The 13930-nt window shown below is 48.1% G+C and carries 13 protein-coding genes; 11 read left to right on the top strand and 2 right to left on the bottom strand.

Annotation, left to right across the window (positions count from 1 at the left end; all coding sequences use genetic code 11):
- Nucleotides 1-12 precede the first annotated feature (12 nt).
- The 6 genes from G5B30_RS08430 to G5B30_RS08405 all read left to right on the top strand — a co-directional run bounded on the left by G5B30_RS08430 (nucleotide 13) and on the right by G5B30_RS08405 (nucleotide 5844).
- Nucleotides 13-1446 (top strand): Gfo/Idh/MocA family protein, encoded by a 1434-nt coding sequence (locus tag G5B30_RS08430; protein ID WP_165319531.1) that lies wholly within the window; start codon nucleotides 13-15, stop codon nucleotides 1444-1446.
- Nucleotides 1447-1456: 10 nt separating this feature from the next.
- Nucleotides 1457-2119, top strand: coding sequence for a gluconate 2-dehydrogenase subunit 3 family protein (locus tag G5B30_RS08425; RefSeq protein WP_165319530.1), 663 nt, complete (start codon nucleotides 1457-1459; stop codon nucleotides 2117-2119).
- Nucleotides 2120-2191: 72 nt separating this feature from the next.
- A complete protein-coding gene (locus G5B30_RS08420; RefSeq protein WP_165319529.1) occupies nucleotides 2192-2647 on the top strand; it encodes a GreA/GreB family elongation factor in 456 nt (151 codons plus the stop codon).
- A 15-nt stretch (nucleotides 2648-2662) separates the two neighbouring features.
- Entirely contained in the window at nucleotides 2663-3139 is a 477-nt protein-coding gene (locus G5B30_RS08415; RefSeq protein ID WP_165319528.1) for a hypothetical protein, read from the top strand.
- A 90-nt stretch (nucleotides 3140-3229) separates the two neighbouring features.
- On the top strand, nucleotides 3230-4351 hold the full coding sequence (locus G5B30_RS08410) for a vWA domain-containing protein (RefSeq protein WP_165319527.1): 1122 nt from the start codon (nucleotides 3230-3232) through the stop codon (nucleotides 4349-4351).
- 26 nt (nucleotides 4352-4377) lie between these two features.
- Complete coding sequence (locus tag G5B30_RS08405; protein WP_165319526.1) at nucleotides 4378-5844, top strand: magnesium chelatase; 1467 nt, start codon at nucleotides 4378-4380, stop codon at nucleotides 5842-5844.
- Between the two features lies 1 nt (nucleotide 5845).
- Here the strand turns inward: G5B30_RS08405 and G5B30_RS08400 are convergent, their stop codons facing one another.
- Entirely contained in the window at nucleotides 5846-7081 is a 1236-nt protein-coding gene (locus G5B30_RS08400) for a DEAD/DEAH box helicase (protein WP_206367056.1), read from the bottom strand.
- A gap of 248 nt (nucleotides 7082-7329) precedes the next feature.
- On the opposite strand from G5B30_RS08400, the gene G5B30_RS08395 reads away from it, so the two are divergent.
- Both G5B30_RS08395 and G5B30_RS08390 read left to right on the top strand, forming a co-directional pair.
- Entirely contained in the window at nucleotides 7330-7539 is a 210-nt protein-coding gene (locus G5B30_RS08395; RefSeq protein ID WP_165319524.1) for a DUF2683 family protein, read from the top strand.
- Nucleotides 7540-7543: 4 nt separating this feature from the next.
- Nucleotides 7544-7834, top strand: a complete 291-nt coding sequence (locus G5B30_RS08390; RefSeq protein WP_165319523.1) for a type II toxin-antitoxin system RelE/ParE family toxin — start codon at nucleotides 7544-7546, stop codon at nucleotides 7832-7834.
- A 272-nt stretch (nucleotides 7835-8106) separates the two neighbouring features.
- On the opposite strand, the gene G5B30_RS08385 is transcribed toward G5B30_RS08390, so the two are convergent.
- Nucleotides 8107-8436, bottom strand: a complete 330-nt coding sequence (locus tag G5B30_RS08385; protein ID WP_165319522.1) for a hypothetical protein — start codon at nucleotides 8434-8436, stop codon at nucleotides 8107-8109.
- Nucleotides 8437-8930: 494 nt separating this feature from the next.
- Here G5B30_RS08385 and G5B30_RS08380 point away from each other — a divergent pair, with 494 nt between their 5' ends.
- From G5B30_RS08380 to G5B30_RS08370, 3 genes are read left to right on the top strand one after another with little or no spacing between them, the layout of a single operon-like run.
- Nucleotides 8931-9533 (top strand): TlpA family protein disulfide reductase, encoded by a 603-nt coding sequence (locus G5B30_RS08380; RefSeq protein WP_165319521.1) that lies wholly within the window; start codon nucleotides 8931-8933, stop codon nucleotides 9531-9533.
- Between the two features lie 26 nt (nucleotides 9534-9559).
- On the top strand, nucleotides 9560-12550 hold the full coding sequence (locus G5B30_RS08375; RefSeq protein ID WP_206367055.1) for a SusC/RagA family TonB-linked outer membrane protein: 2991 nt from the start codon (nucleotides 9560-9562) through the stop codon (nucleotides 12548-12550).
- Nucleotides 12551-12553: 3 nt separating this feature from the next.
- Entirely contained in the window at nucleotides 12554-13930 is a 1377-nt protein-coding gene (locus G5B30_RS08370; RefSeq protein WP_165319519.1) for a RagB/SusD family nutrient uptake outer membrane protein, read from the top strand.

Here is a 13930-nt window from a genome sequence, read left to right as displayed (position 1 = left end):
TATCCACGTATCATGGAAGAAAACAGTAAAGAAAATAGAAGAGATTTTATAAAAAAGACAGCCGTATTAGCGGCCGGTGTTAGTATAGTTCCGCGACATGTTTTAGGTGGCGCAGGATACCGTGCACCTAGTGATATGTTGCAGGTTGCTTCGATCGGTGTGGGAGGAATGGGTAAATCCGATGTAAACAATTTCCATAAAAGTGGTAAAGCCCATATCGCATACCTGTGTGATGTCGACCGCGCAAGGGCAAAAGACAGTGTCGAGAAATTTCCTAAAGCCAAGTTTTACACTGACTTTAGGGAAATGCTGGACAAAGAGCATAAACATATTGATGCTGTATCGGTTTCGACCCCCGATCACAATCATGCCATACAGGCATTGGCTGCCATGGAGTTAGGTAAACATGTATATGTTCAGAAACCACTCGCCCATGATGTCTGGGAAGCGCGGGCGCTTACACATGCTGCCAAAAAATATAAAGTCGTCACCCAGATGGGGAATCAGGGTGCATCCGGCGACGGAGTAAGACAAATGCGGGAATGGGTAGATGCGGGTCTGATAGGCGACTTGCTTGAGGTGTATGCCTGGACCGATAGGCCGGTATGGCCGCAAGGGATTGCCTGGCCGGCGAAAAAAGCAACTGTACCGTCAACGTTGGACTGGGACAAATGGTTAGGCACCGCCCCATATACGGATTATATCGATAAGCTCGTTCCTTTTAACTGGCGTGGGTGGTGGCCTTACGGTACGGGAGCTTTGGGCGATATGGGATGCCACAATTTAGAAGCGCCTTTTAGTATCTATGGTCTGCAATATGTTAAAGATGTGCAGGCAAGTGTCGGAACGGTCTATGTGGATGAATTCAAGCGCGGTTATTTTCCAGAATCATGCCCGCCATCAAGCTCGGTTACGCTGACTTTTCCCAAAACAGCGAAGACCAAAGGCGATGTCAAGATCCATTGGATGGACGGTGGTATTCAGCCCCCTCGTCCGGATGAACTGGAGCCCGACGAAAAATTCGGAAACGGAGGAAACGGTATTCTGCTTATCGGTAAAAAGGGCAAAATTTTAGCCGACACCTATGCCGCTAATCCCAGATTGTTGCCTACGTCCAAACGTTATAAGGACGTCAAGGAAAAATATGCGCGCGTTCCGGGAGGTGCGTCGGGGCACTGGGCACAGTGGGTTGAAGGATGTCTTGCAGGATATGGTAAGATGGAAATGTCGGCTCCTTTCGAAATATCAGGACCCCTGACAGAAGCCTTATTGATGGCTAATTTAGCTATTAGGGGAGCCGATTTACGTATCGACAATAAATATCCCGGCAGAAGTTTAAAATTGTTGTGGGATAATAACAATATGCGTGTGACCAACTTTGAGGAGGTCAACCAATTTGTGAAGCGGACATACCGTCCGGGTTGGGAAATAGATTATAAATTTTAAAGTAAGTACAATGAACAGAAGAGAAGCTATACAACGGGTTGCCTTTATATTGGGAGGCTCGGTAATTGGAGCAAATCTATTTTTAGAAGGCTGTACACGGCCGGCTTCAAAAAATGTAGAATCTTTATTTGAAAAAAGCAATATTGATTTTTTGAATGAAATAGCAGAAGCGATCCTACCTAAAACAAGTACACCGGGCGCTAAGGATGCTGACGTCGGTTCTTTTATTCCCGTGATGATCCGGGATTGCTATTCTCCGGCAGATCAGAAAGCATTTGTCGAGGGTCTGAATGGTGTGGACGAACGTGCACAAAAGGATTTCGGTAAAAACTTTGTCGAGCTTTCCGCTGAGGAGAAGCTTCAATTTGTGAACACACAGGATAAAGAAGCCAAAGAATTCCAAAAAGAACGTAACAAAGAGCTCAAAAGCATCAAGGAGGAGATAAAAGAAAAAGAGGGCGCAGAGATGACCGATTTCGAATTGGATAATAAGCTGGCGGCCGTGAAAGATGAAAAGCCTAATCATTTCTTCACCATGATGAAGCAGCTCACGCTCACCGGCTTCTTTACTTCCGAAGTAGGCATGACCAAGGCATTACGCTACGTGAAGATTCCCGGTAAATACGATGGTGACTATCCATATAAAAAAGGAGACAGAGCTTTCGCGCTGTAAAAAGACCTCTTTAGTGGAGATTGAAAAAAGCAGGGAGATGAAGTCTTCCTGCTTTTTGTATCTTTACCTCCTATGTCATTTAAATTATCCAAAGAGAAAATACACGATGCCTGTGTCCAATATGTGCGTGAGCGAATGCAAACCGCTTTGCTGGCAATCGCGTCTGCGCAGGCTGCAGGTGAAGAAGACACAAAGAGTAGTGCCGGAGATAAGTATGAGACAGGTCGGGAAATGATGAAACAGGAAATTGAGCGACATCAGCAATTGTTAACACAGGCACAGCAGATGGAGCAGATACTACAGAAGCTCAGTCCCGACCCGCAGAAAACAGTTGGCCTCGGAAGCTTGGTACAAACGGACGGCGGCTTATTTTATCTGTCCATTGGTGTAGGAAAATTGGCGGTAGAAGGGGAGGATGTATTCGTGTTGTCCCCCTCAGCACCTGTCGGCAAATTGCTCATCGGCAAGTGTATAGGAGAAGCTTTCTCATTTCAGACGCGAACGTATAAGATATTAGAAATTTGGTAAAAAGAACGCGCTATTATGAAAAGTTCTACCGTCTCACAACTTAAGAAAGAACTCGGCCAATACTCCACCGATGAACTGATCGCTTTCTGTCTGCGCCTCGCAAAATTCAAAAAAGAAAATAAGGAGTTGCTCACCTATTTACTGTTCGAGGCGGATGACGAAAATGCTTATATAGAAGGCGTCAAACGAGAGATGATCATCCAGTTTGAAACAATCAATAACAAGAATTACTATTGGATGCGAAAAAGCATTCGGAAAATATTAAAAGAGGTAAAGAAGTATATCCGCTATTCACAAAAAAAGGAAACCGAGGTGGAGCTCCTGCTCGCTTTTTGCCTGCAACTTCATACACTGTCACCGTCGATCCGTCGCGATAAAACGCTACAGAACTTGTTGGATAGACAGCTGGCCATGGTTCGTAAAACCATTAACGCGCTACACGAGGACTTACAGTTTGATTTCAATCAACAACTGGAAGCGTTGACCAAGTAATCCTTCCGTTTTCCATTTAAATACACAATCATGATATTGTTGTGATATTTAGGACTGAAAATAACAATTATTATATCGTAATTTTAGCGTATGAACAAGACGGATAGGAATAAAGGATTTGTCTTTAAACAGTACGAGGAACCTTTTCAGACACCTTTTGAAAAATTGTTTGAGATATTCAAGGAGCTTATTACTTATACGTCAGGGGATTTTGATGAAGCTATCGATTGGCTACGACAATTGGACAAAGAGTTTAGATTGACCACTCCAACATATACGGTTGACGATTTTATAGCAGATTTGAAAAACAAGGGCTACATTGTCGAACGTATCGATTTTAACGGAAATGGAGGAGTAGGTCTTAGTTCGAAGATGGAAAAAGCGCTGCGGCAAAATGCGTTGGATCAAATCTTCGGAAAGATGCGCAAAGGCACATCCGGCAATCATAAAACCAAGTATAGCGGCCAGAGTGACGAGAACACCGGAGATTTTAGAAGCTATCAATACGGTGATAGCCTCGACAAGATTTCCGTCACCGAAAGTTTAAAAAATGCACAGGTCAACCATGGAATAGGTGATTTCAGCCTGTCGGAGCATGACCTGGTCGTAGAGGACACGCAATTTAAGTCGCAGATGAGTACGGTGCTGATGATTGATATCAGCCATAGTATGATCTTGTATGGCGAAGACCGTATTACGCCGGCGAAGAAAGTGGCGATGGCATTGTCTGAACTGATACTCACACGGTATCCAAAAGATTCCTTAGACATTATCGTCTTTGGAAACGATGCGTGGACAATTTCAATCAGCGATTTACCTTACCTGCAGGTGGGGCCATTTCATACAAATACTGTTGCGGGCCTGCAGTTAGGTCTGGATATCCTACGGCGAAAACGCCACGCAAATAAGCAGATATTTATGATTACGGATGGTAAGCCAAGCTGCTTGAATATGCCGGACGGCACATATTACAAGAACCCCATGGGTTTAGATCCGCTCATTACCGCTAAATGCTACAGTATGGCGGCACAAGCTCGAAAGTTAGGTATACCGATCACCACATTTATGATCACGTCAGATCCCTATCTTCAGGAGTTTGTCGATGAGTTCACTGCTTCCAATAGGGGCAAAGCTTACTACACCGGATTGGGTAACTTAAGTGAAATGATTTTTGCAGATTACGAGAACAACCGAAAAAAGAGAATTCGATAAACCACAGGTTTAACAAATAACAATACATGGATTACACGACGATCAAAACATTTGGAGAGTTAAAAGGAGCAGGTTATAGTCCGAAAAGTATAAAGGAAGAACTGCGTCAGAATCTGATTCATAAAATACAGCGTGGCGAAACCGCTTTTGAAGGTGTACACGGCTATGAAGATACCGTTATTCCCGAACTCGAAAGGGCCATTCTTTCCAAACATAACATCAATCTGTTGGGGCTTCGTGGCCAGGCAAAGACCCGATTAGCGCGGCTGATGGTCAATCTGTTGGATGAATATATTCCTATAGTCGAGGGGTCAGAAATCAATGACGACCCCTATCAACCTATTTCCCGTTATGCCTTGGAGCTTATAAAAGAAAAAGGCGATAGCACACCGATCAGCTGGCTGCATAGAAACGAACGGTTTGCCGAGAAATTGGCGACACCCGATGTGACCGTGGCGGATCTTATCGGTGATGTAGACCCTATAAAAGCAGCGAACTTAAGATTGAGTTACGCGGATGACCGCGTCATCCATTTCGGAATGATCCCGCGTGCCAACCGCTCTATATTTGTGATCAACGAACTGCCCGACTTACAGGCTAGAATCCAAGTTGCTCTTTTCAATATTCTGCAGGAGGGTGACATACAGATCCGTGGATTTAAACTCCGATTGCCTTTGGATCTCCAGTTTGTCTTTACGGCCAATCCCGAAGATTATACAAACAGAGGAAGTATCGTGACACCGTTGAAGGACCGTATAGGCTCGCAAATTCTCACACATTATCCTACTTCCGTCGCAGTGGCCAAAATAATCACCGAACAGGAAGCTGACCTGGAAGTCGTACAAAAGGAGCAGATTTATGTACCCGAACTGGCGCGCGATATATTGGAACAGATCAGTTTCGAAGCCCGGGATAGCGAATACATCGATGTAAAAAGCGGCGTCAGCGCAAGAATGGGGATTACGGCATTTCAGAATTTACTAAGCACTGCCGAACTACGCATGCTAAAAAATGGAGGTTCGGCCACTGCGGTGCGATTAGGTGATTTTATGGGAATCATTCCGGCGATCACGGGAAAAGTTGAGTTGCTATATGAAGGTGAGCAGGAAGGGGCCGCCGCTGTAGCTATGCAGCTTATAGAAGATGCGATAAAGACCCTATTTCCAACCTTGTTTCCCAAGATAGAAAAACTGGAGAAGGAAAATGAACAATATCCCTACGACGAAATTGTGCAGTGGTTCTTGAGTTCGGACGGTATCCAACTGTCGGACGACTTGGGGGATACAGATTATCAACAGGTATTGGAACAAGTAAATCCCGTCCGGCACTTGATAGCGAAATACCAGCCAGACACCAAAAAAGAAGACATATATTTCCTCAGTGAGTTCGTGTTGTGGGGATTAACCCTGTACAATAAGTTGAGCAAGTACAGGCTCGATAGCGGATTACAGTTTCAGGATAACTTTCAGGGATACTTACGGAATAATATATAGTCTATCGTTTCTTATTCTTCATCGTCATTTTAGCTTTCGTCCCAGCGCCAATGTTGTAGGTTTTGCTATTGCTTGGTTTCTTTTTATGAAAAGCCCCACCTTGGGATTCGTCCACTTCGTTTTTTTCTTTCGGAGTATTGGAGGGACGATAGATGATAAGATCATCCGGAAGAGGTATGACGTGAACTTTCTGCCCCAACGAATGTTCTATTTTTTTGAATTCGGGAAGTTCAATATCCGTCGCAAATGTGATTGCAATAACCTCTTCCGCTGAAGTTTTTACGATACGTTGTAAAAAATCAGTCCTATTTTCCGGGATTTCGAAATGAAAAATAAATGGAATTCCACTTAAGTCAATATCATTCGTGGTGCCTTCATTCGCGACGATGAGTATACGACATTCGGGAATCTGCTTGAAATCGTCGATATCATCAATACCCCATTCGTCATCATGGAATAATGGATGTAATACCGCTACTTCGCCTTTTTTAGTGTGTAGGCTTTGGCCAAGCTTCTGTGCCGTAAGCCGACTATTCACAAATACAACCACCTTCTCAAATACCTCTTCATCACGCATCAACGCGTTTAGCAAATTGATTTTCGTCGTAAAATTCGGAACCTGATACAGCATGAGCTCGTGTGTTTCAGCCCTTTGCTCAGCGAACTCTTCCACCTCAACAACCGTAGCGAAAGGCATAAAATCCTCGATCATGATATGCAACTTTTCATGTTCGACTGTGCTAAACGCCAAATATTGAACCTTCCCACAGCTTTGTGCCAGCTCCCGAACTGTAGTTTGCACGCCCTGCTTCACGATCTCTTCCGCGTCATCGATGATGAACATCTGAATACGATTTAAATTAAGGCCCAATTTGAGGTACACAGCACGAGCACGGTTGGGCGTTGCCACGACGATATCTACCCCACGCACCAGACCTTCGATCTCTTCTTCCATACTTCCGCTGGCTTTCAGCCCCATAATATGGAGGTCCTTATTCTTGCTAATGGTCAGAAATCGGTCCACTATTTCGGCAATTTTCTCTTCATTAGGTGCCAAAACCAGGACTTTGGGAGCCTCATCCAGCGTATATTTAAGCCGCATCAGTACACCGAGAACATAAGTCGTGGTTTTTCCAGCTCCTTCAGGTGCAATGCCAATAATATTATGCCCGCCGATTATCCGGGAAAGTGATTTTAACTGGATTTCTTTTGCCGTAAAATAACCCAATTCTTTCATGGACGCATGAAGACGTTTACTGAGCTTTAATTTATCTAAGGACACTGCGAATGATTAAATGAATACCAAGCTGCGAAGTTAGGCAAAATATATTTTAAAGTGGTGGCCACCACGATTCGACACCATATAACTTAGCTAAGTCGCTATACAACATGAATATAACCCTATAAACCAGGAAGTGAGATGTTCTGTAGTTTTGTAATTATTATTGGAAAATCGTATCTTAGTATTTAATAGATTGTATAAGGATGACGACGTTGACAATACATTTAGACAATGAGAGGTCCGAGCAGGCAATAAAAGCTGTTTTGGATGCCTTAGGGGTGAAGTACGACGAGGTTAATGAGCGGAGTACATTCCCTCCCCATGTTATAGCAGGTGTACGTAAGGCGCAAGAAGATTTGAATTTAGGACGTGTAAAAGATTACAAAGGACTGAACGCTATTTTAGATCGGTAATATTGTGGGGTTGAAAGTTCAATATACCGATACCTTTGAATATACATTCAAGGTTTTAATTGGGTTCATACGAAACAATTGGGGAGATAAAGTAACGGACGATTTTATTAAGGAGACAGACAAGACCATCCTGTTAATCTCAGCCTTTCCGAATATGTACAAGCCAAGTTCTTTTGATGAAAATGTTCGAGTCGCCCAAGTCAAAAAGCTAAGTTCACTTTTTTATGCAGTGAGCAACGATAAACTCACCCTGCTATATATTGTTGATAGCCGTCAAGAGCCATTTTGGCTGTGATCCCTAACCCCTTCATGATATAAATCACTTTGCAACAAGTTTCCCTTATTCCAGAAATTTCTTGTCTAATACAGAAAGTTCTAGTTGATGTAAAAGGAGTGTAATGATGGACACGGGGTGGATGTTGTCATCAATGTTTTACAACAATTGATTGAATGGTCTATACCTGAGGTGCCAAAGAGTTCTAAACAGTTTTGGATAACAACAAGGGGATTGGTTTCTGACATTATTAGATTGATTCACTTTTGCGGGGCATCCTGTTATGGAAAACCTTACTTTTTACCCTCTAAAAGGGTGTTGTACTTCTCTAAAAGCTCGTAATATTTGTTTTTCCAATATTCAACACTACTTATATCATTAGAAATATTTGGATTTCTATTTTTGAAATATTCTTTCATATCTGGAATATCTATACTGAAATCATAATTCAAAGCTTTTCCGTATTTTTCTAAAATATCGAAACTAAGATCGACTTTGTCAATATGTGTGTAATAAGTAGGTCTTTGGTATCCGGCTCTATTTGTTATTACCTTTACAGATATCCCAGATTTGGATACCTTTTCTTGAAGCAACTTTCCTCTATCAATGTTCCGTTTTGACATAATAATATAAAGGACGGTAGAATTGAATAATAAAATAATAACGAAAAAGTATAAAAAATATACAATTTTGTTTGTTATTATATTTTTTTATGTATGTTTGTGTATCATATCAGTTTGCTAAATAAACATATGTGACATATTTATGTCTAATGATTAGACATGATTTTCTTGAAATATTTACAGAGATTATGAACCACAAAAAACAACTTTTTAAAAATCTCATCAGCGCTCCCGAGTAGCTCGGCATGCGTCCCTGTCGGTAAATGCTTCACGACCATATTTTAACCTTAGTATAACACGTATTTTCAGTATTCCGACGACCAATTCGACAATTAATTTGATTAGACCAAAGTCCCGGCATCGGGCTTGACAGGAGGGTTGGTAGCCTACCTAAAGCGTTGCCGGGATCGGAGGTCATACATGCATTAAACCTATAAACCGAGTGAAACGAGCTCTTTCATTCCGTTGAAAAGGTTAATCAAAACCATGAAAAAATGATAAATTTTAACAAGGATGGGACGCCTATGTCCCTCATCGTCCTGATATTTTTTGTTTTCTTGTTGTTTGTTTTGTTTGATGTCCGGGCGCAGTCCCGACAAGAGGTCGGGACTGCCGAAGGGCAGACCCCGCCCCAAGCCCTTATGGTCGGCCAGAAAGTCCCCGAGGAATTCTGGACACACGAACACCTGTTCTACATCAACGGCGATACGGTACGCCGTACGCTGCAGGAGCACCGGGGCAAGATACTCGTGCTGGACTTCTGGATGTCGGGCTGCATGCCCTGCCTGCTGCACCAGAGGGAGATCAACCATTTCAAGTCGGCCTATCCCGACAGGCTGGCGGTGGTCATGGTCAACAGCCGCAGGACGCGGGAAGACTACGGAAAGATAGACCGTTTTGCCCGCAGTGAGCGTTATACGTCGCTGGGACTGGGAGGTCTGGTCTCGGTCATCGAGGACGGATACCTGGAGATGCTGTTTCCCTACGGCAGCTACCCGAGCTACTTCTGGATCAATCGGAGGGGCATCCTGCAGACACACACGTTCCGGAACCTGCTGGACCGGAACTATTCCGCACCTTTTATGGAGAAGAAATGATGAGGATATTTCTATTTATATGCTGCATGTTGGCCGGAGCCACCGTGCAGGCACAGGTAACGGTGAAGGGCATCACCCGGAAACCCGAAAACCGTTCCACCGATACCGTTAAGACCCTGATCATGGAAGAGGTGGAGGTCATCAATACGGGCTACCAGCGTATCCCCAGGAGCAGGGCGACGGGCAGTTTCGAGCATATCGACAGCACGATGCTGTCCCGGAGGATGTCCTCCAACGTGCTGGACCGGCTGGAAAACACGGTGCCGGGGCTACAGTTCGACAGGAGGGACGGCAACGCCACCATCAATGTCCGGGGGCTGAATTCGCTGTCCACGCCCATGCACGGCCCTTTGATCGTCGTGGACAACTTTCCCTTCGACGGTGATATCAATATGATCAATCCCAATGACGTGGAGTCGGTGACCGTGCTCAAGGATGCCGCCGCGGCGAGTATCTGGGGCGCAAGGGCTGGCAATGGCGTGATCGTCATCACGACCAGGACGGGAAAGGAAAACCGGCCGTTGGAACTGGGCTTCAGCTCCAACCATACGCTGACCGATAAGCCCGATATCAAATACGTACCGCGGATGTCGGCCTCGGATTTTATCGATGTGGAGATGATGCTCTACGAAAAAGGTTTTTACGACGGTACACTGGGGAGCGCCAATCTCTGGAATTACGTGACCTCGCCCGTGGTCGATCTGCTGGACGACCACGACAAAGGGCTGATATCGGAAACGGACATGCATGCCGCGATCGACGGCTGGAGGGACCACGACTACCGGGACGAGCTGCTCAGATACCGTTACCGGAAGGCCTACCGCATGCAGAACAGTTTCTCGCTCTCGGGCGGCGGAAAGCGCAGCTCGTATTATTTCGCACTGGGACAGGACAGGGGACTGGGAGACCAGACCGGCAACACCGAGGAGCGCTATACCGTGCGCAGCAACAGTACGTTCAGGCTGCGCAAGGGCCTGGAACTGCGGGCGCAGCTCAGCTATGGGCTCTCGCGCAGGAATGGGCGCCACCTTCCCGGGGAGATCAATCCCTCCGGGGGGAAGACGGCGCTGTACCCCTATGCACAGCTGGTGGACGGACAGGGCGGTTATCCTGCGATCCCCTACGTCTACAACCTCAGGGCGATGGCCGGTCTGCTCGACGACCGCCTGCTGGACTGGACCTACAATCCGCTGAAGGATGCCCAAACCGGAGAGTCCATAAGCCGGACAGGGCATCTACAGGCGGAACTGGGCCTCAGATGGAACCTCTGGAAGGATATCGTGCAGCTGCAGGGTACCTACAGCTATACGGACCAGCGGTCCGACCGGGACACCGAAGACGATATCGACACCTACTCGACCCGCAGCCTGATCAACCGTTATACGATAATCGGGCCGGGCGGGCCGGAATACGGCGTGCCGCCGGGAAGCGTGAAGAGTACCACGCTGCAGCGCACGTCCGGCCACCGGGGCCGGCTGCAGGCGGACTACCGGCAGTCCTGGGGCAGGCACCGTGCGGACCTGCTGGCAGGCTCGGAGATATCCGACAGACAGAGCCTTTCGGACGCCTACCGCCTGTATGGTTTTGACCCGAGGACCTGGGTGCATAAGCCCGTGAACACGGTGGACAGGCTGCCCACCTACGACAATATGTTCAGCAGCCAGATACTGCCGGACTATGGGGGCAAGGACCGTCAGGTAAGGCGCTTCGTGTCCTTCTACCTAAACGGGAGCTACAGTTTTGCCGATCGGTATACGGTTACCTATTCAGCCAGGAAGGATGCCTCCAATGCCTTTGGTGTAAAGGCCAACGACAGGTGGAACCCCCTATGGTCGGCCGGGCTCGCCTGGCACCTGTCGAAGGAAGCCTTTCTGGGGGATATCTCCTGGCTGGATGACCTCAGGCTGCGCCTCACCACCGGACACGGAGGGAATTCCGGCGGGCTGGCCAACAGCCTGCCGCTGATCATCGTACGGAACAGTACGGTGACCTATTCCAACCTGCCCTATGCCATGATCACGGCGCTGCCCAACCCGATGCTGAAATGGGAGGACGTACGTATGGACAACCTCGGCATTGACTTTTCACTCCTGCGCCGCAGGCTGGGCGGCAGCGTGGAATTCTACCGGAAGAAAAGTACGGACCTGATCGCCAGGGATCCCATCGATCCGACCACGGGCGCGCATGATGTAGGGCGCAACGTGGCGGAGCTATCGGGGAAAGGAGTGGATATCAAGCTGCACGGGAACTTTAACATAGGGGCAGTGCAGGTTGCCCTACGGGGAGGCTACAGCCGGAGCACCAACAGGGTGGAGAAGTTTTACGGGACTCTGGCCGCTACCGATACGTACACGGACGACGGGGGAAAGAGCCTGACGCCGATGCAGGACAGATCGCTGTACCCGGTGTTCTCCTACCGCTTTGCAGGGCTGTCGGGCGATGCGGGCAATCCGATGGGTTATCTGGACGGCGAGGTGTCGGACGATTACAGCAGGCTCATCAAGGATTCCCTGCAGCATACGGTGTACCACGGCACGGGGCTGGCACCCACCTACGGTTTCTTTATGCCGGAGGTCCGGTGGAAGGGGTTCAGCATGACGGCTAACCTGACCTATAAGGCCGGGGCCCATTTCCTGAAGGAGACGATCGGTTACCAGGATCTTTTCAACAGCTGGCGGACGCACGGAGATTTCGGCAAGCGGTGGCAGCAACCGGGTGACGAAAGTAGGACGACGGTACCCTCGATGGTATACCCGGCCAACAACGTGCGCGATATGTTTTATGCGCGGTCGGAGGCCAACGTGCGGCGTGCGGACCTGCTCCGGCTGAACGATATCCGTCTGGCTTACAGCTTTGACATCGGACGCGGGGGAAATGTCGGCTGTCAGGTATACGTGACGGTCAACAACGTGGCATTGCTCTGGACGGCCAACAAGGATGGCATCGATCCCGATTACAGCAATATGCCCCCTGCACGGAACTATAACTTAGGCGTTAAACTGAATCTGAAACAATAGGATATGGACACATTAAAAAGAATTTTTGCGATACTATGTATGCTGACCGGTACAGGGATGATGGGCGCCTGTTCGGATTTTCTGGAGGAAAAGCCGGAGATATCGACGAGTATCCCCGAGACCCTTAACGACCTGCGGCTGCTGCTGGACGATGCCACGCACATCAACCAGGCAGCCCCGGGGCTGATCGAGCTGGGCTCGGACGACTACGAGGTGGACTATACGGTGATGACCTCGCGCCCGCTGTTCGAACAGCAGGTGCACCTGTGGGACCCGGCACCTGCGTTCCAGCTGCCAGATGTAACGCTGCATTGGGTCAATCCATACCAGACGGTCCTCATTGCCCACGTGGTGCTGGAAGGCCTCGGGCGGATAAGGGAAGGGACTCCGCAGGAGCGGGACCAGATGCGCGGCGAGGCGCTGTTCATCCGGGCATTTGCCTACTTTATGCTGGCACAGATCTACTGCGACCCCTATGTACCGGGCGGGGAGAATACGGCGCCCGGTATTTTTATCCGGCCAAGCTCGGACTTCAACGAGCCTTCCTTCCGCCCGAGCGTGGCGGAGGTCTACCGGCTGATATCGGATGACCTGAAAGCAGCATATGACCTGCTGCCGGAAACGGTTGTGTATAAGACACGGCCGGGCAGGCAGGCTGCGGCGGCATTACTGGCACGTGTATATCTGGCCATGGAAGCCTACGGGGAGGCGCTGGACTATGCGGAGCTGGCGCTGGGGTATGATAGCGATCTGGTTGATTTTAATACGTTGCCGGTCACCACGTCGAATCCTTTCGCCCCGATGAGCAGGGAGGTGATCTACCACGCCATCTGCGCGAGTGCTTCGCTGATCACGGCAAGCCGCTCGCAGGTCCCTGTGGATCTGTACGATAGCTACATCGAGGGCGATTTGCGGAAGACCGTGTACTTCAAACAGAAGTCGAACGGCAGGCATGTCTTTAAAGGCGGTTATTCCGGGAATACGGTCATCATATTTACGGGATTGGCGATCGACGAACTGTATTTCATCCAAGCGGAATGTCAGGCTCGGCTGGACCGTCCGGGGGATGCCTGTAGTACCATTAATCACCTTTTACGGCTGAGGTGGGAAGATGATACGTACGTTGATTTTTCATCGGAAGATAAACTGGAGGTCTTGGACTTCGTTCTGAAGGAACGTAGAAAAGGGCTGCTGTTCCGGGGACTCCGCTGGTCGGATCTTAGACGGCTGAACCGGGATGCCCGTTTCCGGACCACGTTGGTCCGCCGGTTTGACGACAGTGATGTAACGAGTGAACTGAAGCCGAATGACCCCCGGTATACCTACCTGATCCCGGAGGATATTATCCGGATCACGGGACTGGAGCAGAATAAGCGGTAA

The organism is Sphingobacterium sp. SGG-5 (assembly GCF_011043525.1).
GTDB lineage: Bacteria > Bacteroidota > Bacteroidia > Sphingobacteriales > Sphingobacteriaceae > Sphingobacterium.
Note: the sequence above shows the minus strand (reverse complement) of the source record. Positions and strands in the feature narration are given on the sequence as shown.